Below are 21800 nucleotides of genomic sequence, written 5' to 3'. Positions count from 1 at the left end.
GAACCGCACCGGCAGCACACCGCGCCCAGGCCCGCACGCCCTGCGCCGCGGCTCACCGCCCCAGCCACGCGAGCCGCCACCCACCGCCGGGCCTCAGCCGAACGTCTGTGCCGTGGCGTAACCCTTCCCGTTGTACTTCTGCACCACGACCGACGACACCGCCGGCTGCCCGTCCTTCGTCGTGTCGACGGCGGTGCCCTCCAGCATCAGCGGGGCGCGGAAGCCCGAGATCCCGCGCAGCGCGGTCATGAAGTCGTCACGCGTGGGCTTGGTCATCTTCTCGAACGCCTGCTGCAGCGTGGCTCCCACCATGTAGCTCCACATGCAGTGCGGGAACGCCGGCACGTCCGGGTAGTTCGCGTACTGCTTGAGGTCCGCCAGGAACTTCACCACATCCGCGTCCTTGGCGAACTCCGGGCTCTGCGGCGCCTTCGCGAACGCGACGGAGTAGATCCCCGGGAACGCCGAAGCGTTGCCCGGCTGCAGGATCGCCGACGGGCTCGACGTGTTCGACGGCAGGAACCAGCTGGGCCGCCAGCCGACCTGCTGCGCCTTCTGCAGCGCCGCGATCGCCAGCGGGGTGATCGACATGGCGTTGAAGAAGACGTCCGCGCCGGTCGACGCCAGCTCGGTCAGCTGGGCGTCCACCGAGGTGTCCGTGGCCTCGTAGCTCAGTTCGCGGACGATCTGCACGTTCGGCGCACCCGCGATCGCCTGCTTGAAGCCCTCGACGTACCCCTTGCCGTAGTCGTCGTTCTGTGCCAGGACCGCGACCTTGTGCTGCCCGCCCGACGCCGCGAGCAGCTTGCCGAACGCCGCGCCCTCGTTCTGGTAGATCGGCACGAAACCCAGCTGCCACGGGCTGTCCTGCCGCTTGCTGAACAGCGGGTCACCCGTCATCACGAGCACCTGCGGGAACTTCTCGTCGATCGCCGCGTCGCGGAACGCGCGGTTCGTCGGCGTGCCCAGGCCCGCCGTCACGGCGAACACACCGTCGGAGCTCATCTGCTGGAAGTTCGCCAGCGACTTCTGCGGGTCGTAGGCGTCGTCGTAGCTCTTGATCTCCACCTTGCGCGTCTTGCCGTCGCCGAACTTCACCCCGCCCGCCGCGTTCACCGAGCCGAAGTACGCCTTGACCCCCGCGACCGTGCACGTGCCGGGCCCGGCCGTCGGACCGCTCAGCGGGGTCGTGATCCCCAGCGTGATCGCGGTGTCCGTGATACCGGGGCTCGCCGAACCCTCCCCTCCCCTGGTGCCCCGACCGCAGCCCGCCGCGACGAGGGCGACGGCCGAAACCACCGCGACGACGGCGGTGAACCTCCTGCGAACCTTCATGCTTGCGCCTGCCTCTCTGTCTCTTCTGGCCAAGGGGAAGCCGGTTGCGGGGACCGGCGGCGGGCGAGCCTGCGGATCACCCTCGGGAGGCTCACCAGCCCGCCCGGCAGGAGGAACAGCACCACCAGCAGGATCACGCCCTGGCTGATCGCCGTGAGGTTGGGGTCGATCGAGTTGGTCAGCTGCGGGACGAACACGTAGTACGCACCGCCGATCAGCGAGCCGGCGATGCTGCCCGCACCCCCGACGACCATCGCCGCGACGAGCGCGATCGAATGGCCGAAACTCAGGGTCTCCGGCGAGGTGTACTGCACGGCGACGAGGTAACCGAAACCGCTCGCGCCACCGAACACCGACGCCACGGTGAACGCGAGAACCTTGTAGCGGTAAGGGGAAATGCCCATCGACGCGGCGACCGCCTCGTTCCTGCGCACCGCCTTCAGCGCGCGGCCGAACTTCCCGCGCACGAGGTTGCGCGCCAGCAGGAACGCGACGGCCGTGATGACCAGCAGGACGTAGTACTGCCACTGGTCGTCGTAGAGACCGCTCCAGTCCGGGGCGCCGGAGAACCGGGCCGACACGCCCTGCGAACCACCGGTGAGGTCGGAAAGCCGTTTCGCCAGCGGCACTCCGACGATCGGCAGCGCGATCGTGACCATCGCGATCGCGAGCCCGCCCAGCCGCGCGGCGGCGAGCGCGACGAGCAGCCCCACCACCCCGGGCAGGAGGCACGCCGCGACGAACACGAGCACGATGTTCCAGTCGTGGGTGACCCCGAACGCCGCGACGTACGCGCCGAGCCCGACGAAGAAGATCTGCCCGAGGTTGACCTGCCCCGCGTAGCCCATCACGAGGTTCAGGCCCAGCACGGCGATCGCGTACACGCCGATGCGCACGAGCGTCTGGTTGGCGAACAACGGCAGCATCAGGGGCGCGGCGAGCAGCAGCACCGCCACGACCACGCCGAGACCGAGCCGGAACCACTTGGTGCGCAACAAAGTAGCCATCAGACCCGCGCCACGACCTTCCGCCCGAACAGGCCCTGGGGACGCACGACCAGGATCACGAAGATCAGCAGGAACGGCACCGCGATCTTCAGGTCGTGCCCGATGAACGGGATGTACACGGCCGCGAGGTTCTCGGCCACGCCGATGATCCACGCGGCGACCACGGCACCGATCGGGCTGTCCAGCCCGCCGAGGATCACCGCCGCGAGCGCGTAGACCAGCGCGTTGTCGAGCATCCCCGGGGTGAGCGTCAGCTGCGGGGCGACGAGGGAGCCCGCGATCGCGCCCAAAGCGGCGGCGAATCCCCAGCCGATCATCAGCAACCGCCCGACCGGGAGTCCGGAGAAGGAGGCGGAGACGGGGTTGTCGGCGACGGCCCGCAACGCGAGCCCGAGTTTGGTGCGCAGGAACAACAACTGCAGCAGCACCATGATGGCGATGATGGCGATCGTCGTGCCGAGCGAGCGGACGCTGACGACCGCACCGAAGATGTCCACAGTAGACAACGGGAACGGCGAGGGGAACTGGAGGTTGTTGTACGTCCACAGCCAGCCGCAGATCCCGGTGACGAGCGTCAGCAACCCGATGGTCACGACGATCGCCGTGTCCGGGTCGCCGCGCTCGAACCGCCGGATCAGCAAGCGTTCGACCGCAGCGCCGAGGAAGAACGACACGACCACGGCGAGCACGATCGCCACCAGCAGGGGGAGTCCGAGCTGCAGCCCGGTGTAGGCGAAGTACGCCGACAGCACGGCCATCCCGCCCTGCGCAAAGTTGATCAGCCCGGTCGCCTGGTTCACGAGCACGATCGCGAGCGCCAGCGCCGCGTAGACCGAGCCGGTCGAAAGGCCGTCGACCACGAGCTGGATGAAGGTTCCCACCGTGTCACCCTCCGAGGTAGGCGCGTCGGATTTCGTCCATGCCCTTGAGTTCGGCCGCGGTGCCGGTGAGCACCGTGCGCCCGGTTTCCAGCACCACCGCGGTGTCGACGAGGGTGAAGGCGAGGTTGGCGTTCTGCTCGACCACGAGCATCGCGATCCCCGATTCCCGCCGCAGCCGCCCGATCGCCTCGTACACGGTCTTCGCGGTGCCCGGCGCGAGCCCCAGCGACGCCTCGTCCAGCAGCAGCAACCGCGGCCTGGCCAGGAAAGCCCTTGCCACGGCGAGCATCTGCTGCTCCCCGCCGGACAGCGCGGCCGCGCTCGAACTCAGGCGGGCGCGCAACTGGGGGAACAGGTCGAGGCAGTACTCCACGTCCGCGGAAACCGCTTTCCGGTCCTTGCGCAGGTAAGCGCCGACGCGGAGGTTGTCCAGCACGCTGAGCCTGCCAAGCGTGCCCCGGCCTTCGGGCACGTGCGCGATGCCCAGTGCCGCCACCTGATCCGGCCGCAGACCGCGGAGGTCGCGCCCGTCGAAGGTGATCCGGCCGTCCGCGCGGACCGTGCCGCAGATCGCCCGCAGCGTCGTCGTCTTGCCCGCCCCGTTCGCGCCGAGGATGCCGACCGCGCCGCCGTCCGGCACGCTCAGCGAGACGCCTTCCAGCACCCGCACGGGACCGTAGGACGCGGTCACGTCGGCCAGTTCAAGCAACGTCATCCGCGGCGTCCTTCCCGAGGTAGGCCTCGATGACGCGGGGATCGGACTGCGCCTGCGCCGCCGTGCCCTCCATCAGCTTGCGCCCGTGGTCGAGCACCACGACGCGGTCGGTGAGGGCCGAGATGAGGCCCATGTGGTGTTCCACGACCACGACCGTGACGTCCTCCTCCTCGCGGATCCGCCGCACGGTGGCGATGAGCTGTTCGACCTCCGCGTGGGAAAGCCCGGCCGCCGGTTCGTCGAGCAGCAGCAGCGCCGGTTTCGACAACAGCGCGCGGCACAGCTCGATCCCCTTGTGCAGACCGTGTGACAGCTCGTCGGCGGGCAGCTCCGCCGCGTGCCGCAACCGCACGCGGTCCAGCAGCGCGAGTGCCTCCGCGCGGATCTCCCGTTCGGCGCGGACCGTGTGCGGCAGGCGGAGCGACCACGAAACCGGGCCGCCCGGCAAGCGGGTGTGCCCGCCCAGCACCACGTTGTCCAGCACCGTGGCGTCGAGGTGGAGCGCGGGGTGCTGGAAGGTGCGGGCGAGGCCGAGCCGGGCGAGCCGCGACGGCGCCAGGCCGACGACTTCGGTGCCGTCGATGGTGATCGAGCCGGCGGTCGGCCGGTAGTGCCCGCTGATGCAGTTGAACAACGACGTCTTCCCGGCGCCGTTGGGCCCGACGAGCCCGAGGATGACCCCCGGCTCCACGTCGAAGGAGACGTCCTCCAGCACTTTCACGCCGCCGAAGTGGAGTGTCACGTCCCGCAGGTTCAGCCGCGCGGCCATACCGCACCTCGAATCCGGGTCACCGCACGCACCGTCGCTCCCTTGCGATCCGCACCACGATCGTCGGAGTGTATGTCGCTGCCCGCGCCAATTCCGGTGATGTTCCGCCCGGTGGAACACTTGGCTGTTTTGCCTGCACAACCCGTGTGACACTGCGGCGATGGCGGTGCACACCCGGATCCTGTCCGTGTTGGCGGCCTTCAGCACCGAGCGGCCGAACCTGACGCTGTCGGAGATCTCGCGCCTGACGGGGCTGCCCAAGGGAACCGCGCACCGGATCGTCACGCAGCTGGTCGACTGGGGCGCGCTGGAACGCGACGAGCGGCACTACGTGATCGGCCTGAAGATGTTCGAGATCGGCACCCTCGCGCCCCGCGCGTACCGGCACCGCTCGCGGATCCTGCCGTTCCTGGAGGAGGCCGCGGCGGCGACGGGTGCGGACGTCATGCTCGCCGTCCTCGACAAGGACCAGGCGGTGCTCGTCGAGCACCTCGTGGGCCGCCGCGCGGTCGCGCTCGCGGCCGGGCTCGGCGAACGGCTGCCCCTGCACGCGTCCGGCGTGGGACACGTGATGCTGGCGTTCGGGCCCGCCGAGCTGCTGAACCTGGTCTGTTCCCGGCCGCTCACGCCGGTCACGTCACGCACCATCACCGATCCCGCGGAGTTGCGTGCCGTGGTGGCACGCGTGCGCGAGGCGGGTGTCGCCGTGGTGCCGCATTCGATGGTGCCCGGCACGGTTTCGGTGGCGGCCCCGATCTTCGCCGAACGGCACGCCCTCGCCGGCGTGATGTTGTTCGTCGCCCCGGTCGCGCGCACCAACACCACGTTGTTCGCCAAGACCGCACTGCGGATCTCGCACCGCATCTCCGCCGCGCTGTGCGCGGCCGAGACGTAAAACAACTCAGCTTGTCTGAGGAGTTGTGTTAAGTTCGGCGCATGACCAGTACCGCTCGCGGGCGGCTGTGGGCACTGACGGCGACCCACGCCGCCAACGACTTCTACCCCGGAGCCGTCGCAGCCCTCCTCCCCTACTTCATCGCGCGCGCCGGCTACAGCTACGCCGCCGCGGCGGGCATCACGCTCGCGGCCACCGCGCTGTCGAGCGTGGCGCAGCCGGCGTTCGGGCACCTCAGCGACCGGTACGGGCTCCGCTGGCTGAGCCTCGCCGGGCTGCTCTGCGCGGGCGCGGGCGTCGCGCTGAGCGGGGTGGCAGGCCATTCCTACCCGCTCGTGCTCGCTGTCGTGGCGCTGTCGGGGATCGGCGTCGCCGCGTACCACCCGGCGGCGACGGTCGAGGCGCGGCTCGCGGGCAGCGGGTCCAGCGGGGCGATGAGCCTGTTCTCCGTGGGCGGCAACGTCGGCACGGCGCTGGCCCCGTCGGCCGTCGTGCTGGCCGTCGGCCGGTTCGGGCTGCCCGGCACGGTGCTGCTGGCCCTGCCCGCGCTCGTGCTGGGCGCGGTGTATTTCTCCGTGGCACGCAAGGGAATGTTCCGCCGTGTGGCCGTTCCAGCCAAGGCGGCGGTGGTCGACCCCGGGCAGCGGGATTCGTGGAGTTCCTTCGCGTGGCTCACCGCCGTGCTCGCGTTGTGGTCGATCGCCTACGTCGGCACGACATCCTTCGTGGCGCTGTACTCGATCGCGCGCTTCGGCTCGACGCCCTCGGACGCGTCCCTCGCGCTGTCGGTGTTCCCCGCGGCCGGTGCGGTCGGCACGCTGGCGGGCGGCTGGCTCGCGGACCGGCTCGGGCGGCTGGCCGTGATCCGGTCCGGCTACGCGCTGGCGGCGCTCTCGGTCGGCGCGATCGTGCTCGCCCCGTCGCCCGCCGTGGTCGTCGTCGCGACGGGCTGCGTCGGCATCGCGTTGTTCCTGCCGTTCTCCGCGCAGATCACGCTTTCCCACACCTACCTGCCCAACCGCATCGGGCTGGCGAGCGGGGTCACCCTCGGGCTCACGCTGTCGCTGGGCGGCGTGGTCAGCCCGCTGCTGGGCGCACTCGCGGACGCCGCGAGCGTGCGCACCGTGTTCGTCCTCATCGGACTGTTGACGGCGGGTGGTTTCGCGTTGTCGTTCACCCTGCGGGAACGGGAGCGCGTGCTCGCGGGCTACGCTCTCCCCTGACGAGCAGCGGAGGGTCGCGATGGGACAGGTGCGGCGGGCGCCATTGGCCGACCAGGCGGCCGAGTTGTTGCTGGAGCGCATCAGGTCCGGCGAGTGGGCGCTGGGCGCGAAGCTGCCGGGCGAGACGACGCTCGCCCCGCAGCTCGGCGTCGGCCGCTCGACGGTCCGCGAGGCCATCCGCCAGCTGGCGGGGCGCGGTGTGCTCCAGACGCGGCAGGGGGCCGGGGTGTTCGTGACGGCGCTCGACGTGCCGGACGACTGGGACACCGTGGTGCGGCGCGCCGACATCGCCGCCGTGCTGGAAGCCCGGATCGCGATCGAGTCCGAGGGTGCCGCGCTGGCCGCGGAGCGCCGCACCCCGGCCGAACTGCGTGCCCTGCGCCGGGCGCTGGACCGGCGCGGGGCGGGGCACCCGACGGTCGAGGAGCACGTGGACGCCGACACGGCGTTCCACCGGGCCGTCATGGTCGCCGCGCACAACCCGATCCTGATCGAGCTGTTCGACGGTTTCGTGCCCCGCGTCCGCCAGGCGATGGTGGAGATGCTGCGCCTGCGCGGCAGCTACGGCAGCACCGCCGACCACGACGCGCACGCGGCCCTGTGCACCGCGATCGCCGGCCGCGACGGCGAGGCCGCGGCCCGGTTGAGCCGCACGCACCTGTCGTCGTTGAAGGACAGCCTGAGCTGAGTCACGTGCGGCGCGGGCACAGGTCCAGCGTGTCCGTGACGTGCACGACGCGGCCGCAGTCGTAGAGCCGGTCCACGCGTGCGACGAGTGCGGGTTCGAGCCCGGAAACGGTGAACCACTTGCGGTCGACGAGCAGGTAGTCGGCCGGGGCGTCGAGGCAGTGCACGTTGTCGTGGTAGCTGGGGAAATCCCGGACGTAGGGCAGGAAGGTCGAGCGCTGGAGCCAGACCGGGGACGGGTAGCGGCACGGTGTCGGGTTGCCGAGCAGGTAGTTGACGTCGCCGAAAGCGAAGTACAGCACGGTGGTGTCCGTGCCGATTTCCCGGTGCAGCTGGGCGAAGCGCTCGCGCAGGCCGGCTGTGTTCAGGTAGCGACTCAGGTTCGTGTCCTGCGAATGGTCCATCGTGATGCTGTACGCGGCGGCAGGCACGTTCGCCGCCCCGAACGCGACGACCGCGGCGATCGTGGTGAGCGGTAGCAGCGCCTTCGTGGGTTTGGTGGACCTGAGGCAGGCGGCCGTTGTCGCGATGAACACGATTCCCGCGAATGCCGCTGTGACAAGGGGAAGGTGGCGTGGTCCGGTGAGCGCAACCGCTCCCCCGGTGAGCGCCGGTGCCAGCACGGCCACGGTCTGGACGAGGGGCGGGCGCGTGGCCAGCGCCGCCGCGCCGAGTCCCGCGGCGAGCACCGGCAGGGCGATCCACTGGTACAGGTACCACTCGCCCTGGCCGATCACCGGGACGACGGCCAGCACCACGGCTGTCACGGCGCCGCCGACGACGAGCCGGGGCCGTGCGGCGGACCGCGCGAGCACCGCGGTCGCGGGCGGCAGCACCAGCACGACCGGGGAGACCACGGCGAGGTTCGCCCCGGACTCGGCGAAGGCGTGCCAGTCCAGGCCGGTCAAGCCGACGCGCAGCGGGGAGTGCGGGACGAGCGCGGACATGTCGTGCAGCCACTGCCATTCGAGCGGGTCGAACAGCCAGGTCACGCCGAGCCAGGCGAGGATCAGTGGTATGGACCATGCCGCGGTCCAGTAGGCGCGCCGGCGGTCGAACAGCCAGGCGACCCCGCCGGCGAGGAGGGCGTACGGCGCGGTGGTCAGCTTCGTGGCGACACACAGCAACACGAACACCGCCGCGACGGCGACGGCCATCGCGGTCCGGCGGGGCAGGAGGACGGCGCCGAGTGCCGCGGTGGCCCACAGGGCGCCCGTCCAGTCGGGCTGGAGGAACGACCAGTTCGGCGCAAGGGCGAACGCACACCACACCCCGGCGGCGATGAGCGCGGCGGTGAGGGTGGGGTGGTGGCGGTGGGGCGCGGTGGTTGTGGGGTCAGGGCCGCCCCGGCGCAGCCCGGCGGCGGTGAGGTCTGGGTCCTGGCGCGCCCCGTCGGTCGTGAGGTCAGCGCCGCTCCCGCGCAACCCGGCGGGGTCCCGGCCCATCCCCGCAGCCGCGACCCCAGCGCCATCCCGGCGCGCCCCCTCCCGGGCGAGCCGAAGCCCGTGGCGGCGCAGCCCCGCCCACAGCAGGACCGCGACCGCCGTCACGAGCAGGAGCGCCTCACCGCGGATCAACGCCTCCGCAACGCCGCCGGACTTGTCACCACGCGTGAGGATCGAGGGCCCGCGGTCGAGCAGCCACACGAGCACGCGGTAGGCGAGCGGCCGGTGCACGAAGTTGTCCAGCAGGCCGCCCGGCCCGTTCCGCAGCCCGCCGAACGCGTAGCGGATGTCGAAGTTCAGCCCCAGCCAGCCGGACGACACGAGCGCGACCCCGGCGGGCACCAGGAGGAGCGGCCAGCGCCTGCGCACGGCAACGGGCTCGACGGTCCGGACGGGAGCGGTGGTGATCACGCACCATTGTCACCCATTCGAGTGATGGGCGGCCCTGGGGGTTGTCCTGGCGCTGCCCAGGATCTGCGCTGCCCTTCCAGAAACTCCTGCACCATCCCGAAAAGCAAAGCCAGCCGACGCTCCTCACCCGAGTCCGACGGTTCTTCGCTCGCCCGCTTCTCGACCAGCTTCGCCGCCAGCCCTGGTGCCGGACCCGGCGGCGCAGGCCGCACCCCAGACCGCCCCGTGCGAGGGCGCACGCGGCGCGACCTGCGGCGTCACTCGTCTCGACACCGCCGACTCACCACTGCTCGGCATCTGCCCGGCGCAGGGTGAGCCTCTGCCCGGTCACGCCGCAACCCGGCCTGCTCCTCACCTGCGCGTATCGCTCATGTGACCCTCCCCAGCCGGGCGACGATACCGGCGCCGAACCCGTCCTCGCGGCATAAGGTGCTGTTGGGGACTGTCACGGCGAGAATCGGAGTCGAATGGAACAGGTCATCCTGCTGACGGAGTCGGGCGAGGCGAGGGGCGTGCTGGCGAAGGCGGACGTCCACCACACGGAAACGCCGCTGCACCTGGCCTTCTCCTCCTACCTCTTCGACGAGGACGGCCGCCTGCTGCTGACCACCCGGGCCAGGACGAAACGGACGTGGCCCGGCGTGCTCACCAACACCTGCTGCGGCCACCCGGCCCCCGGCGAAGACCTATGGGAGACCGTCGGCCGCCGGGTACGGCAGGAGCTCGGGGTCGAAGCGAGCGACATCACACTGGTGCTGCCGCGGTTCCGCTACCGCGCGGTCATGCCCGACGGCGTGGTGGAGAACGAGATGTGCCCCGTGTTCCGCGCTCGCACCAGCGGCGAGCCGGCGCCTGATCCGTCCGAAGTGGACAGTTACGAGTGGGTGGAGTGGCCCGCCTTCGCCGACGACGTGCTCAGCGGGCGCCGCGCCGTGTCGCCGTGGTGCGCGGAGCAGGTGGCCCAGCTCGTCGAGCTCGGGCCGGACCCGCTGGCGTGGCCCGCCGCCGACGCGTCGGCGCTCCCGCCCGCCGCGCGCGGGAACGGGGTTCGCCCGGTCGCGTGATAGCGTGCGGGAGCCAGTCGCGCCCGCACCCCGCGGGCCAGGGAATCCGGTGCGAATCCGGAACTGACGCGCAGCGGTGAGCGGCGACGGGCGGGACATCCGGCCACTGGACCCGACGGGTCCGGGAAGGCGTCCCGCCCGGACGACCCCGAGTCCGAAGACCTGCTGGCACCCGGTGCCCCGGCGCCGGGACGTCCGTACGGCTGGGCTCCGCGTATGAGCCCTCGACGCGAGGGAAACCTGTGCCGGTTCCACGTCTTCCGCTCGTCCTGCTCACCGCGCTGGCACTCGCCGGCTGCGCCGCCGCCCCGCGGGCCGGGGCCGGTCCCGCCCGGACCGTCGACGACTGCGGCCGCCAGGTCCGCGTCGAGAAGCCGCCGCAGCGGGCGGTGGCGCTCAACCAGGGCAGCGCCGAGATCCTGCTGTCGCTGGGCCTCGGCGACCGCATGGTGGGCACGGCGACGTGGACCGACCCCGTGCTGCCCCAGCTCGCGGCCGACAACGCGCGCGTACCACGCCTCGCCGAGAACAACCCGTCGTTCGAGCGGGTGCTGGACACCGACCCGGACTTCGTGAGCGCCTCGTTCGTGGCCACGCTCGGCACGGGCGGCGTCGCCACGCCGGAGCGGTTCGAGCAGCTGGGCGTGCCCGCCTACGTCTCCCCCGCCGACTGCCTGAAGGACAACAGCGGCGACGGCGACGGCGCCCGCACGGCGCCGCTGACGATGGACGCGATCTACACCGAGATCCGTGACCTGGCGAAGCTGTTCGACGTCGAGGACCGCGGGGAGCGGCTGGTCGCGGACCTGACGGCACGGATGCATGCCGCCACGGCCGGGATCGACGCCTCCCACGTGCGGCTCATGTACTGGTTCGCCAACTCCGAGTCGCCCTACCTCGCGGGCTGCTGCGGCGCGCCGGGGATCATCACCACCGCGCTCGGCGCGCAGAACGTCTTCGCCGACACCCACGCGGAGTGGCCGCAGATCAACTGGGAAACCGTGGCCGAGCGCGACCCGGACGTCATCGTGCTGGGCGACCTCACGCGCCGTTCGCAGACCGCGGAGACAGGGGCGGCGAAGATCGCGTTCCTCGAGTCCAACCCCGTCACGCGCAACCTGACGGCGGTGCGGAACAAGCGTTACGTGCTGTTGTCCGGGCAGGCGCTGAACCCGACGATCCGGACGGTCGACGGCGTGGCGCAGGTGGCGCAGGCTTTGCGGACGTTCGGGCTGGCAGGGTGAGGCGGCTCGGTTCGGGCCGGTGGTTGAGGCCGGGGCGGGGGTTGTTCGGGGCGGGGCTGCTCGGGATCGCGCTCGCGGCCACGATCCGCCCGGCGGGACTGCTCTGGAACCGGTGGCTGCTGCCGGGGCTGGCGCTGCCCGTGGTCTCGCTCGCGGCTACGACCACGACCCGCCCGGCTGGGCCCAGCTCGCTGGGGTCGCTGCTTCCGAGGCTGGCGCTGCTCGGGATCCCGCTCGCGTGCGCCGTCGCGACCTGCCCGGCTGGGCCCAGCTCGCTCTGGTCCCTGCTGCCGGGGCTGGTGCTACTCGTCGCCGGGCCCAGCCCAGTCTCATCGCCGCTGCCCGGGCTCGCGCCGCTCCCTCTCACGATCGGACTGGCCGGGTGAGGCGGCTCAGCCCGCTCTGGTGGTTGCTGCCGGGGCTGGTGCTGCTCGTCGTCTCGCTCGCGGTCGCCGTCACGATCGGTCCGGCGGGGCTGAGCCTCGGCGAGGTGTACTCGACGCTGCGGGCGCACCTCGGCCTCGGCGAACCCACGCTCAGCCCGCTGCGGGACGGGATCGTCTGGCAATTGCGCACGCCGCGGGCGCTGCTGGCCGCCGTGTGCGGGGCGGGGCTGGCGGTGTGCGGGGCGGTGTTGCAGTCCCTGCTGCGCAACCCGCTGGCCGACCCGTTCGTGCTCGGGGTTTCGTCGGGCGCGTCGACCGGGGCGGTGCTCGTGGTCGTGCTGGGGTTCGGCGGCGGTCTGGTGTCGGTGTCGACGGGGGCGTTCGGCGGGGCGGTGGTTTCGTTCGCGCTGGTGCTGGTGCTGAGTTCGGTGCTCGGCGGGACGACCGACCGCACCGTACTGGCCGGGGTCGCCGCGATGCAGTTGTTTTCGGCGCTGACGTCGTTCGTCGTGCTCACCGCGGCCGATCCGGAGACGACGCGGGGGGTGTTGTTCTGGCTGCTCGGGTCGCTGGCGGCGGCGTCCTGGCCGGAGGTGGCGGTGTGCTCGGCGGTGCTGGTGGTGGCGCTCGTGGTGTGCTTCGGGCACGCCCGCACCCTCGACGTGCTGGCGTTCGGGAGGGAAACCGCGGCGGCGCTGGGCGTGGCGATGGGGCGTACGCGGCTGGTGCTGCTGTGCGTGACGGCCCTGCTGACGGCGGCGCTGGTGAGTGCGGTCGGGGCCGTGGGGTTCGTCGGCCTGGTGCTGCCCCACGCCATGCGCGCGCTCACCGGCCCGGGGCACGCGCGCCTGCTCCCGGCGACGGCACTGAGCGGCGCGATCTTCCTGGTGTGGATCGACACGCTGGCCCGCACCGTGCTCGATCCGCAGGAGGTGCCGGTCGGGGTCGCCACGTCGATCGTCGGCGTGCCCGCCTTCCTGCTGATCCTGTACCGGCAGGCCCGGGCCTCGCTCCGGGCGAAGGCTTGAGGGGCGCCTGCCGCCGGGCGGCCCGGCGGGGCCGAGGGCGGTGGCGCGGCGGAGGCCGGGGGCGGCTCGGCGGGAGCCGGGGCAAGGCGGGAACCGGGCGCCGCGGCGGAGGCGGCGCGGCCCGGCGGTAGCAGGAGCGATGCGGTGGCAGCCAGGCGACCCGGCGGGAGGCCCGGGGCACGGCGGTGGGCGGGCGGCGCGGCGGCCCGGCGGCCAGACAACGCAGCGGCAGCCGGGAAGCGCGGCGGCAGCCCGAGGGCGCAGCGGCAGCCGGGGCCGGTGCAACAGGAGGCGGACAGTGGCGGCGGTCCGGCCCCTGCCACTTGGCTACCCGCCGCCCACCCCGATCCCCCGAGCCCCACACCTCCATCCGAGCGATGCTTTAAATCAGTCGCTTGACTTACGCTCCTCCACCCCGGTTGACTGCCCACACACCAGAGCCGCAACCGGAGGGAGATCCACCGTGACCACGAGTGAGGCCGGTCCGGCGCTCCACTACCCCCTGCCCGCACCGGCGGCACTGGAACCGCCCGTCGAGTGGGCGGAGCTGCGGCAGCGCTGCCCCGTCGCGAAGGTGCGGCTGCCCAGCGGCGACCAGGCATCCCTCGTGACGCGCTACGACGACGTCAAGCAGGTGCTGTCCGACCCCCGCTTCACCCGCACCGGCGAAGGCTCGGCACGCATCGCGGCCAACGAGTCCGGTGGGGTGTTCAACAGCGAGATGGCGCACGTGCTCCCCCAGTCCGGCGAGGGCCACCAGCGCTGGCGCCGCAGCATCGCGAAGTGGTTCACCGCCAAGCGGATGGCCGCCCTCCGCCCCGGCATCGAGGCGATGGCCGAGCGCCTGATCGACGAGATGACCACCCACGGCGCCCCCGCCGACCTCAAGGCGCACCTGGGTTTCCCGCTGCCGGTGTGGGTGATCTGCGACCTCCTAGGCGTGCCCGAGTCCGACCGCGACCGGTTCGCCCGCTGGTCGGACGCCCTGCTCAACCTGACCCGCTACGACCAGGCCGAGGTCGACGACGCGCAGGCGCAGTTCGCCGAATACATGGCCGCCCACGTAGCAGCGCGCAGGAAGAGCCCCGCCGACGACCTCCTCAGCGCACTTGCTGGCGGCATGTCCGACCCCGAGCTGATCGCCACCGGCCAGGGCCTGCTGGTCGCCGGGCACGAGACCACCGCGAACATGATCGGCAAGATGGTCGGCATGCTGCTGGCCGACCGCACGCGGTGGGAGCGCCTGCTCGCGGGCCCGTCGCTCGTGCGCACCGCCGTCGAGGAGGCGCTGCGGTTCGACGCCAACGCCGGTTTCGGCATGGTCCGCTACATCACCGAGGACATCGACATCGCCGGGGCCGCGGTGCCCGGCGGCACCACCGTCGTCTGCAGCATGGCCGCCGCCAACCGCGACGAGAACGCGTTCCAGGACGCCGCCGTGATGGACCTCGCCCGCACCCCGAACCCGCACCTGGCCTTCGGCGCGGGCGCGCACTCGTGCCTCGGGCAGGCGCTGGCCCGCACTGAGCTGCAGACCGTGCTGGAGGTGCTGCTGCGCCGCCTGCCCACGCTCGAACTGGCGGCGCCCGCCGCCGAGCTGCGCCGGGTCGAGGGGCTCGCCGTGGGCGGGCTCAGGGAGCTTCCGGTGCAATGGTGAGCATGACCCAGAAGACCGACCGTGCCAGCGCGACGCGCGAGGCCATCCTGACCACCGCGGAACGGCTGTTCGCCGAGCACGGCGTGTTCGCGGTGTCGAACCGCCAGATCAGCGAGGCCGCGGGCCAGGGCAACAACGCCGCGGTGGGTTACCACTTCGGCACGAAGGCGGACCTCGTGCGGGCCATCGCGCGGCGGCACGGCGAGGAGACCGAGCGCCTGCGGGCGGCGATGGTCAAGCAGGTCGCGGGGTCGGACGACGTGCGGGACTGGGTGGGCTGCCTGGTGCGTCCGGTCGTCGAGCACCTCGAGAACCTGGGCAGCCCCACGTGGTTCGCCCGGTTCGGCGCGCAGGTGATGACCGACCCTGCGCTGCGCGGCATCATGGTCGAGGAGGCGCTGAGCGCCCCTTCGCTGCACCAGATCCGCGTCGGGCTCGACCGCTGCCTGCCGGACCTGCCGCCCGAGGTGCGGGCCGAGCGGGCCGACATGGCCCGCCAGCTGATGGTGCACATGGTCGCCGAGCGGGAACGCGCGCTCGCTGAGGGCACCCCCACCCCGCGGACCAGCTGGCACGACGCCGCCACCGGCCTGATCGACGCGCTCACCGGCCTCTGGCTGGCGCCCGTCACGAACCCCGAGGGAGGAACCGGCCGATGAAGATCACCGTGGACCAGGACAAGTGCTGCGGTGCGGGCTCGTGCGTGCTGCTCGCGCCGGACGTGTTCGACCAGCGTGACAAGGACGGGATCGTGGTGTTGCTCGACGCCGAACCGCCGGAGCCGTTGCACGCCACGGTCCGCGAGGCCGTCGACGTGTGTCCCACGGGCGCGATCGCGCTGAGCGACGAAGCATGACCCCTGCCGCTGACGTACTGGTGGTCGGCGCGGCCGCCGCCGGTCTGTCCACTGTGGAAGCCTTGCGCCGCAAGGGGTTCACCGGGCCGGTGACGGTGCTGGGCGCCGAGGCGCACCTGCCCTACGACCGGCCACCACTGTCCAAACAGGTCCTGTCGGGCAAGTGGGAACCGGAGCGGGCGCGGCTGCGCACACAGGAGGTATTGGCAAAGCTGGACGCGGAGTTCGTGCTCGGCGAGCACGCCGTCGCGCTCGACCCCGGCACCCGCACAGTGCGCACGGCGTCCGGCCGCGAGCTGCGGGCAGACGCGGTCGTCGTCGCCACGGGCGTGCGCCCGCGCAGGCTGCCGGGCCAGGGCCGGCTCGCCGGAGTGCACGTGCTGCGCACGCTCGAAGACGCGATCGCGTTGCGGGCGGATCTGCTGGCTGCCGAACGGCTCGTGGTCGTCGGTGAGGGCGTGCTCGGCTCGGAGATCGCGGCGACGGCCAGGACGATGGGGCTCGCCGTGACGATGACCGGGCCGCAGCCGGCGCCGATGGCGCTGCAGTTCGGCACGCTCGTGTCGGAACGGCTGACCGTGCTGCACCGCGAACAGGGCGTCGAACTGCGGCTCGGCACCGGCGTCGCCGGGCTGACCGGCGACGGTCGGGTCAGCGGGGTGCGGCTGGCGACCGGCGAGGTGCTGCCCGCCGACGTGGTCGTGGTCGCCATCGGCGCCGAACCCGCCGTGGACTGGCTCTCCGGCAGCGGGCTGGAGCTGGACAACGGGCTGGTGTGTGACGCGCGATGCCAGGCGGCGGAAGGGATCTACGCCGTCGGCGACGTCGCGCGCTGGCACCACGACGAGCTGGACACCGTGCTGCGCCTGGAAAACCGGACCAACGCCACGGAACAGGCGGGGGTGGTCGCGGCGAACATCCTCGGCGAGGACACGTGCTACCGCCCGATCCCCTACTTCTGGACGGACCAGTTCGATGCCCGCATCCAGGTCCACGGCATCGCCAGTGACGGTGACGTGACCATTGTGGACGGTGATCCCGCCGACGGCCGGTTCGTCGCGCGGTACGAGCGGGACGGCCGGGTCACGGGCGTGCTCGGCTGGAACATGGCGAAGCAGGCGCGGCTGCGCAGAGCGGAAATCCCGCTGTCCGGAGGGCGCGGGTGACCAGCACGATCCCCGGCTTCCCCATGGCCAGAGCGGCCGGCTGCCCGTTCGACCCGCCGCCGCGGAACCCGGGCGGCACGGGCATCAGCTTCATCCTCATGGCCGACCCGGAGCACGCCCGCCTCCGCCGCATGGTCACGGCACCGTTCGCCGTCAAGAAGGTCGAGGTCATCCGGGCGGGTGAAGGCCTGATCCTCGCCAACGAGGTCGGCAACCGCGATCCCGCCGTCTTCGAAGACCCCGACCGCCTCGACCTCACCCGGGACGCGCGGCGGCATGTCGCCTTCGGGTTCGGGGTGCACCGGTGCCGCGGGCAGTCCCTGGCACGCCTGGAACTGCAGGTCGTCGACGGCACGCTGTACCGGCGGATCCCGACGCTGCGGCCGGCCACGGACCTGGACGCGGTGCCGTTCAAGCACGACGGCTCGGTATACGGAGTGTACGACCTGCCCGTCATCTGGTGAGATCGCCGGGTGGGTGTGAGCGAGGGGGACGTAGCGGCGTTCGTCGCCGCGCGCGGGCGGTTGTTCGGGATCGCCTACCGGATCCTCGGCAGCGCGGGGGAAGCCGAGGACGTCGTGCAGGACACGTGGCTGCGCTGGCAGCGCGCGGACCGCGGTGCCGTCGAGGATCCGACGGCGTTCCTGGCGACGACGGCGACGCGGCTCGCGATCAACGTCGCGCAGTCCGCACGCGTGCGGCGGGAGCGGTACGTCGGGCCGTGGCTGCCCGAACCCGTGGAGACCGCCGCCGATCCCGCGCTCGGCGCCGAGCGTGCGGAGGCGGTGGACCTCGCGCTCCTCGTGCTGCTGGAACGCCTGTCCCCCACCGAACGCGCCGCGTACGTGCTGCGCGAGGCGTTCGACTACCCGTACCGGCAGATCGCCGAGGTGCTGGGGGTCGGTGAGGCGAACGCGCGGCAGCTCGTTTCGCGCTCACGCAAGCACGTGCGGGAGGGACGGCGGGCGCGGGTCGAGCCCGGGGAACACCGGCGGCTCGTCGAGGCGTTCGTCAGCGCCGCCACCACAGGTGATCTCGCGGAGCTGGAACGGCTGCTCGCCGTGGACGTCGTGGCATGGGCGGACGGCGGCGGCGCGGTGCACGCGGCGAAGCGCCCGGTGCTCGGCCGCGACCGGGTGGCCCGCTTCGTGGCGTGGGTCGCGGCGAAGCGGTGGCTCGACGCCGAACGCCGCTTCGTCGAGGCGAACGGTCGTACCGCCCTGCTCGTCCTGCGCGACGGTGAGCCGAAGTTCCTGGTGTCGCTCGAAACGACCGTCGACGGCATCGCCCAGGTCCTCCTGGTGCTCAACCCGGACAAGCTGCACCATGTGACGCACGTCGCGTCACAGGAGCGCGCGCTGTCCGGTCCTCGCTGGGACCGGACGACAGGAGTCCGGCGGGAGGAGGGTTTTCAGCGATGAAGATCGTGGTCATCGGCGGAAGCGGTTTGATCGGGTCGAAGCTCGTCGACCTGCTGAAGGAGCGGGGGCACGAGGCCGTGCCCGCGTCGCCGAGCACCGGCGTCAACTCGGTGACTGGCGAGGGGCTGGCCGACGCGCTGCAGGGCGCTCACGTCGTGGTGGACGTGACCAACTCGCCCTCGTTCGAGGACGGGCCGGTGCTGGAGTTCTTCGAGACCTCCACGCGGAATTTGCTCGACGCCGAAGCGGCGGCGGGCGTGGGGCACCACGTCGCGTTGTCGATCGTGGGCACCGACCAGCTGCCGGAATCCGGCTACCTACGGGCGAAGCACGCGCAGGAGCGGCTGATCACCTCGTCGGGCATCCCATACAGCATCGTGCGGGCGACGCAGTTCTTCGAGTTCGTCGGCGCCATCGCTGATGGCTCCACTGTGGACGGTGTCGTGCACGTGCCCGCGGCGCTGATCCAGCCGGTCGCCGCCGCGGACGTGTCCGCGTTCCTCGCCGAGGTCGCCTCGGGCGAGCCGCGCGGCACCGTCGAGCTCGGTGGCCCGGAGCGGTTCTCGTTCGCCGAGCTGATCTCCGCGGTGCTGCCGGACCGGAAGGTGGTCGTCGAGCCCGACGGGCGCTACTTCGGCACGCCGCTCAAGGAGGACAGCCTCACCACGGGTCCCGGCGCCACGCTCGCCGGGACCCGCCTGGTGGACTGGCAGCGCTGAGCGGGCTCAGGCGAGCGGGACGTCCAGGGAACGGGACTGGACGGCATCCAGCGTGGCGAGGGTGGTGCCGTCCAGCTCGATCTCCCCGGCGGCGACGTTGGCTTCGAGGTGGCCCGCGTCCGCCGTGCCGGGGATGAGCAGCACGTTCGGCGCGTGGTGCAGCAGCCAGGCGAGGCCGACCTGGGCGGGGGTGCGGCCGAGCGACTCCGCCGCGGCGACGACGGCGGGCTCGTCGGTCACCTTCGGCATGGCGGGGAAAGCGCCGCCGAGCGGGAAGAACGGCACCCAGGCGATCCGCTCGTCGACGCAGAGCCGCAGCATTTCCTCGTAGTCGCGGGAAACCAGGCTGTAGGCGTTCTGCACGCACACGATCCCGGCGGGCAGCGCCCGGCGCAGCACGTCGAGCGTCACGGCGGACAGGCCGATCGCGCCGATCTTGCCCTCGTCCCGCAGGGCGATCATCGTCGCGAGCTGGTCGTCGAGGTCGACCAGCTGGTCGCCCTCCGCCCGCACCCCCGGCCCCACGTCGGTGCGCCGCAGGTTCACCACGGGGATCCGCTCGACGCCGAGGCTCTTGAGGTTGTCCTCGACGCTCGCCCGCAGTTCTTCCGGCCGCTGGGCCAGGCGCAGCGGGATGCGGCCGCCGGGGTCGGGATCGGCGCCGACCTTGCTGACGATCACGACCCCGTCCTCGGGGCGCAGCGCGTCGCGGAGGAGCTCGTTGACGAAGCCGTTGCCGTAGAACTGGGCGGTGTCCACGTGGTCGACGCCGAGTTCCACCACGCGGCGCAGGAGCGCGATCGCGGCCTGGCGGTCGCCGTGCAGGCGCTCCAGCTGCATCGCGCCGAACCCGACGCGGGAAACGGTGTGGCCGCCGAGTGTCCCGGCCCCTCCGGCGCGCGGGAGGCCGGCCGCCGTCAGCTCGGGGGAGGAAGTGGTCATGGGAGGTCCTTCCGCATGGGAGAATGAGTGAAGCGGAGGTGCCTCCGCTCTGACTACGACCATACCGGAGGTGCCTCCGCTTTGACCACCGCCGACCCGGCACCCCGGCGCGCCCGCGCGCCGCGGAGCGACGCGCTGCGCAACCGCGACAAGCTCGTCGAGGCCGCGAGGGCCGCGTTCGCCGCCGCCGAAGACGAATCCGTCTCACTCGAAGCCATCGCCCGCGAGGCGGGCGTCGGCATCGGCACGCTGTACCGCCACTTCCCCAACCGGGAGGCGCTGGTGGAGGCCGTGTACGCCGCCGAGCTCGACGACGTCACCGGCTGCGTTCCCGCGCTGCTGGAGGAATTCCCGCCGGACGAGGCGCTGCGGGCGTGGATGGGGCGCTACGCCGCGTTCGTCGCGACCAAGCACGGCATGGCCGACACGCTCCGGGTCAGCCAGGCGTCGGGGCGCATCGCCGTCCCGGTCACCCGGCAGCGCATCACCGCCGCCATCGCCCCGATCCTGACCAGGGGCGCCGAGGCCGGTTCACTCCGCGCGGACGTCGAGGCCGACGACGTCGTGATGATGCTGCTGGGCGTACTGCTCACCACCACGGCCGCGGGCGCGCCGGGCCAGGCGGACCGGCTGCTCGACCTCGTGCTCGACGCCGTACGGCCCAGAACGTAGGGCCGAACGGCCTAACCGGTTGCCCCACAAGGGAAGCCGCTCTTGACACGAGCCTTACGCTCAGGTCGATCATGAAACGATTCAACCCGGTTCGACGAGGAATCGAGGAGCTCATGAGACACCTGCGCCGACGGCTCGCCGTCGCCGTGGTCGCCCTGCTCGGCCCCGGCCTGGTAGCCGCTCCGGCCGACGCCGCCCAGTCCTGGCAGCGGTACGTCGTCGCCCCGGACAGCCGCGACGTGCGGCCCGTACGGGTGGTCGAGACCACGGGCGACGTGACGCACCCCCAGGGCGTGCTGGGCCACGGCACCGCGGTCCTGCGCCGCTCCCCCGCCCCCGCCAAACCCGCGTGGCCGGCGGGCACCACGGCCACCGCCTCCAGCTTCCACGCGCCCAACAACGGCAACGACGGCAAGCCCCGCACGTACGCGCCCGGCAACGCGATCGACGGCGACACCGGGACGTTCTGGAACGACGACACCCTCGCCGCCTACCCCGACACGCTCACGATCACCACGCCCGCGACCAACCTGCCGGGCATCACACTCCAGTCCAGCCCCGACGGCGTCCCGCAGGACTTCACCGTCGAGACCTGGGACGGCACCGCCTGGCACACCGCGGCCACCGTCACCGGCAACACCAGGACCCAGCTCGCGGTGCCGTTCGACAAACCGGCGACCACCACGCAGGTGCGGCTGACCGTCACCAAGGACCAGGCCACGGACAAGGGCGAGTTCACGCGCGTCAACGAGATCTGGCCGGGCCTGGTCGCCGATCCCCCGGTGCCGTCGGTGGTCGTCGACTTCGGCAAGGTCGTGGTCGGCTACCCGCGGATCAGCTTCGCGGGCGCCTCGGCGAACAACCCCGGCGTCCGGCTGGCGTTCTCCGAGAGCAGGCAGTACCTCACCGACCGCTCGGACTTCACCCGCTCCGACTTCTCCGGTGGACCCGGCACCGATCAGCACGCCGTCCCCGGTGGACGTTCACAGTGGACGGACACGAAGGGCTGCCTGCCCGACGGCAAGGTGTGCTCGGACGGGCTGCACGGGTTCCGCTACGTGCGGATCAGCCTCGACGCCCTCCCGGGCGACGCGCCCGACGCGCAGCCGTACGGCGAGGTCCGCATCGACGGCGTCTCCCTGCTGTTCAGCGCCTTCCTCGGCACGCCGGACACTTACAACTCGTTTCATAATGAAGTCGGCAGCTTGCGGTAGCAGATGAGGACGCAGGCCAGGTGCATGAGGCCAAGGTGGATGTCGGCTCGGCGTTCCCAGCGG

The 21800-nt window shown here is 72.1% G+C and carries 23 protein-coding genes and 1 riboswitch; of the genes, 16 read left to right on the top strand and 7 right to left on the bottom strand.

All coding sequences use genetic code 11. The annotated features are described in order from the left end of the window. Positions 1–93 precede the first annotated feature (93 nt). Genes ABFX51_RS32820 through ABFX51_RS32800 form a run of 5 tightly spaced genes read right to left on the bottom strand, consistent with a single transcriptional unit; the run spans position 94 to position 4707 of the window. On the bottom strand, positions 94–1335 hold the full coding sequence (locus tag ABFX51_RS32820) for an ABC transporter substrate-binding protein (protein ID WP_346056045.1): 1242 nt from the start codon (positions 1333–1335) through the stop codon (positions 94–96). Next, entirely contained in the window at positions 1332–2342 is a 1011-nt protein-coding gene (locus ABFX51_RS32815) for a branched-chain amino acid ABC transporter permease (protein WP_091511285.1), read from the bottom strand. Before ABFX51_RS32815 ends, ABFX51_RS32820 begins: the two co-directional genes overlap by 4 nt. Continuing rightward, the gene (locus ABFX51_RS32810) at positions 2342–3223 is read right to left on the bottom strand and encodes a branched-chain amino acid ABC transporter permease (RefSeq protein WP_091511288.1); all 882 of its coding nucleotides are present in this window, start codon (positions 3221–3223) and stop codon (positions 2342–2344) included. The genes ABFX51_RS32815 and ABFX51_RS32810 overlap by 1 nt, the downstream gene beginning before the upstream one ends. Before the next feature lie 4 nt (positions 3224–3227). Further along, a complete protein-coding gene (locus tag ABFX51_RS32805) occupies positions 3228–3938 on the bottom strand; it encodes an ABC transporter ATP-binding protein (protein ID WP_091511290.1) in 711 nt (236 codons plus the stop codon). Next, entirely contained in the window at positions 3925–4707 is a 783-nt protein-coding gene (locus tag ABFX51_RS32800; RefSeq protein WP_346056044.1) for an ABC transporter ATP-binding protein, read from the bottom strand. The genes ABFX51_RS32805 and ABFX51_RS32800 overlap by 14 nt, the downstream gene beginning before the upstream one ends. Before the next feature lie 160 nt (positions 4708–4867). On the opposite strand from ABFX51_RS32800, the gene ABFX51_RS32795 reads away from it, so the two are divergent. Genes ABFX51_RS32795 through ABFX51_RS32785 form a run of 3 tightly spaced genes read left to right on the top strand, consistent with a single transcriptional unit; the run spans position 4868 to position 7513 of the window. Beyond that, the gene (locus ABFX51_RS32795) at positions 4868–5602 is read left to right on the top strand and encodes an IclR family transcriptional regulator (RefSeq protein WP_346056042.1); all 735 of its coding nucleotides are present in this window, start codon (positions 4868–4870) and stop codon (positions 5600–5602) included. A 41-nt stretch (positions 5603–5643) separates the two neighbouring features. Beyond that, positions 5644–6825: an MFS transporter gene (locus ABFX51_RS32790; protein WP_346056041.1), complete on the top strand. Its 1182-nt coding sequence runs from the start codon at positions 5644–5646 to the stop codon at positions 6823–6825. 19 nt (positions 6826–6844) lie between these two features. Beyond that, positions 6845–7513, top strand: coding sequence for a FadR/GntR family transcriptional regulator (locus ABFX51_RS32785; RefSeq protein ID WP_346056040.1), 669 nt, complete (start codon positions 6845–6847; stop codon positions 7511–7513). A gap of 1 nt (position 7514) precedes the next feature. On the opposite strand, the gene ABFX51_RS32780 is transcribed toward ABFX51_RS32785, so the two are convergent. After that, the gene (locus ABFX51_RS32780) at positions 7515–9368 is read right to left on the bottom strand and encodes a hypothetical protein (RefSeq protein WP_346056039.1); all 1854 of its coding nucleotides are present in this window, start codon (positions 9366–9368) and stop codon (positions 7515–7517) included. 467 nt (positions 9369–9835) lie between these two features. Here ABFX51_RS32780 and idi point away from each other — a divergent pair, with 467 nt between their 5' ends. From idi to ABFX51_RS32725, 11 genes are all read left to right on the top strand, one after another. Further along, positions 9836–10432: an isopentenyl-diphosphate Delta-isomerase gene (gene idi, locus ABFX51_RS32775; RefSeq protein WP_091511309.1), complete on the top strand. Its 597-nt coding sequence runs from the start codon at positions 9836–9838 to the stop codon at positions 10430–10432. Continuing rightward, positions 10430–10616: riboswitch (cobalamin riboswitch) on the top strand. (Overlaps the previous gene by 3 nt.) Positions 10617–10674: 58 nt before the next feature. Further along, a complete protein-coding gene (locus tag ABFX51_RS32770; RefSeq protein ID WP_346056038.1) occupies positions 10675–11676 on the top strand; it encodes an ABC transporter substrate-binding protein in 1002 nt (333 codons plus the stop codon). Further along, entirely contained in the window at positions 11673–12062 is a 390-nt protein-coding gene (locus tag ABFX51_RS32765) for a hypothetical protein (RefSeq protein WP_346056037.1), read from the top strand. The genes ABFX51_RS32770 and ABFX51_RS32765 overlap by 4 nt, the downstream gene beginning before the upstream one ends. Next, positions 12059–13090 carry a FecCD family ABC transporter permease gene (locus ABFX51_RS32760; RefSeq protein ID WP_346056036.1) on the top strand — a complete coding sequence of 344 codons (1032 nt, stop codon included), beginning with the start codon at positions 12059–12061 and terminating at the stop codon, positions 13088–13090. Before ABFX51_RS32765 ends, ABFX51_RS32760 begins: the two co-directional genes overlap by 4 nt. A gap of 463 nt (positions 13091–13553) precedes the next feature. Then, a complete protein-coding gene (locus ABFX51_RS32755) occupies positions 13554–14747 on the top strand; it encodes a cytochrome P450 (RefSeq protein ID WP_346056035.1) in 1194 nt (397 codons plus the stop codon). A gap of 2 nt (positions 14748–14749) precedes the next feature. Further along, positions 14750–15406, top strand: a complete 657-nt coding sequence (locus tag ABFX51_RS32750; RefSeq protein ID WP_346056034.1) for a TetR/AcrR family transcriptional regulator — start codon at positions 14750–14752, stop codon at positions 15404–15406. Further along, positions 15403–15603: a ferredoxin gene (locus tag ABFX51_RS32745; protein ID WP_346056033.1), complete on the top strand. Its 201-nt coding sequence runs from the start codon at positions 15403–15405 to the stop codon at positions 15601–15603. The genes ABFX51_RS32750 and ABFX51_RS32745 overlap by 4 nt, the downstream gene beginning before the upstream one ends. Continuing rightward, entirely contained in the window at positions 15600–16769 is a 1170-nt protein-coding gene (locus ABFX51_RS32740; RefSeq protein WP_346056032.1) for an NAD(P)/FAD-dependent oxidoreductase, read from the top strand. Before ABFX51_RS32745 ends, ABFX51_RS32740 begins: the two co-directional genes overlap by 4 nt. A gap of 23 nt (positions 16770–16792) precedes the next feature. Then, complete coding sequence (locus ABFX51_RS32735; RefSeq protein WP_346056061.1) at positions 16793–17233, top strand: cytochrome P450; 441 nt, start codon at positions 16793–16795, stop codon at positions 17231–17233. 15 nt (positions 17234–17248) lie between these two features. Continuing rightward, entirely contained in the window at positions 17249–18190 is a 942-nt protein-coding gene (locus ABFX51_RS32730) for an RNA polymerase sigma-70 factor (RefSeq protein WP_346056031.1), read from the top strand. Beyond that, positions 18187–18909 (top strand): SDR family oxidoreductase, encoded by a 723-nt coding sequence (locus ABFX51_RS32725; RefSeq protein WP_346056030.1) that lies wholly within the window; start codon positions 18187–18189, stop codon positions 18907–18909. The genes ABFX51_RS32730 and ABFX51_RS32725 overlap by 4 nt, the downstream gene beginning before the upstream one ends. A 6-nt stretch (positions 18910–18915) precedes the next feature. On the opposite strand, the gene ABFX51_RS32720 is transcribed toward ABFX51_RS32725, so the two are convergent. Beyond that, positions 18916–19851 carry an aldo/keto reductase gene (locus tag ABFX51_RS32720; protein WP_346056029.1) on the bottom strand — a complete coding sequence of 312 codons (936 nt, stop codon included), beginning with the start codon at positions 19849–19851 and terminating at the stop codon, positions 18916–18918. Between the two features lie 81 nt (positions 19852–19932). Here ABFX51_RS32720 and ABFX51_RS32715 point away from each other — a divergent pair, with 81 nt between their 5' ends. Together ABFX51_RS32715 and ABFX51_RS32710 are read left to right on the top strand one after the other, a co-directional pair. Then, positions 19933–20523, top strand: coding sequence for a TetR/AcrR family transcriptional regulator (locus ABFX51_RS32715; protein ID WP_091511332.1), 591 nt, complete (start codon positions 19933–19935; stop codon positions 20521–20523). Between the two features lie 113 nt (positions 20524–20636). Beyond that, on the top strand, positions 20637–21737 hold the full coding sequence (locus ABFX51_RS32710) for a discoidin domain-containing protein (RefSeq protein WP_346056028.1): 1101 nt from the start codon (positions 20637–20639) through the stop codon (positions 21735–21737). Positions 21738–21800 lie beyond the last annotated feature (63 nt).

Source organism: Amycolatopsis dongchuanensis (assembly GCF_039542405.1).
Classification (GTDB): domain Bacteria; phylum Actinomycetota; class Actinomycetes; order Mycobacteriales; family Pseudonocardiaceae; genus Amycolatopsis_E; species Amycolatopsis_E sacchari.
Note: the sequence above shows the minus strand (reverse complement) of the source record. Positions and strands in the feature narration are given on the sequence as shown.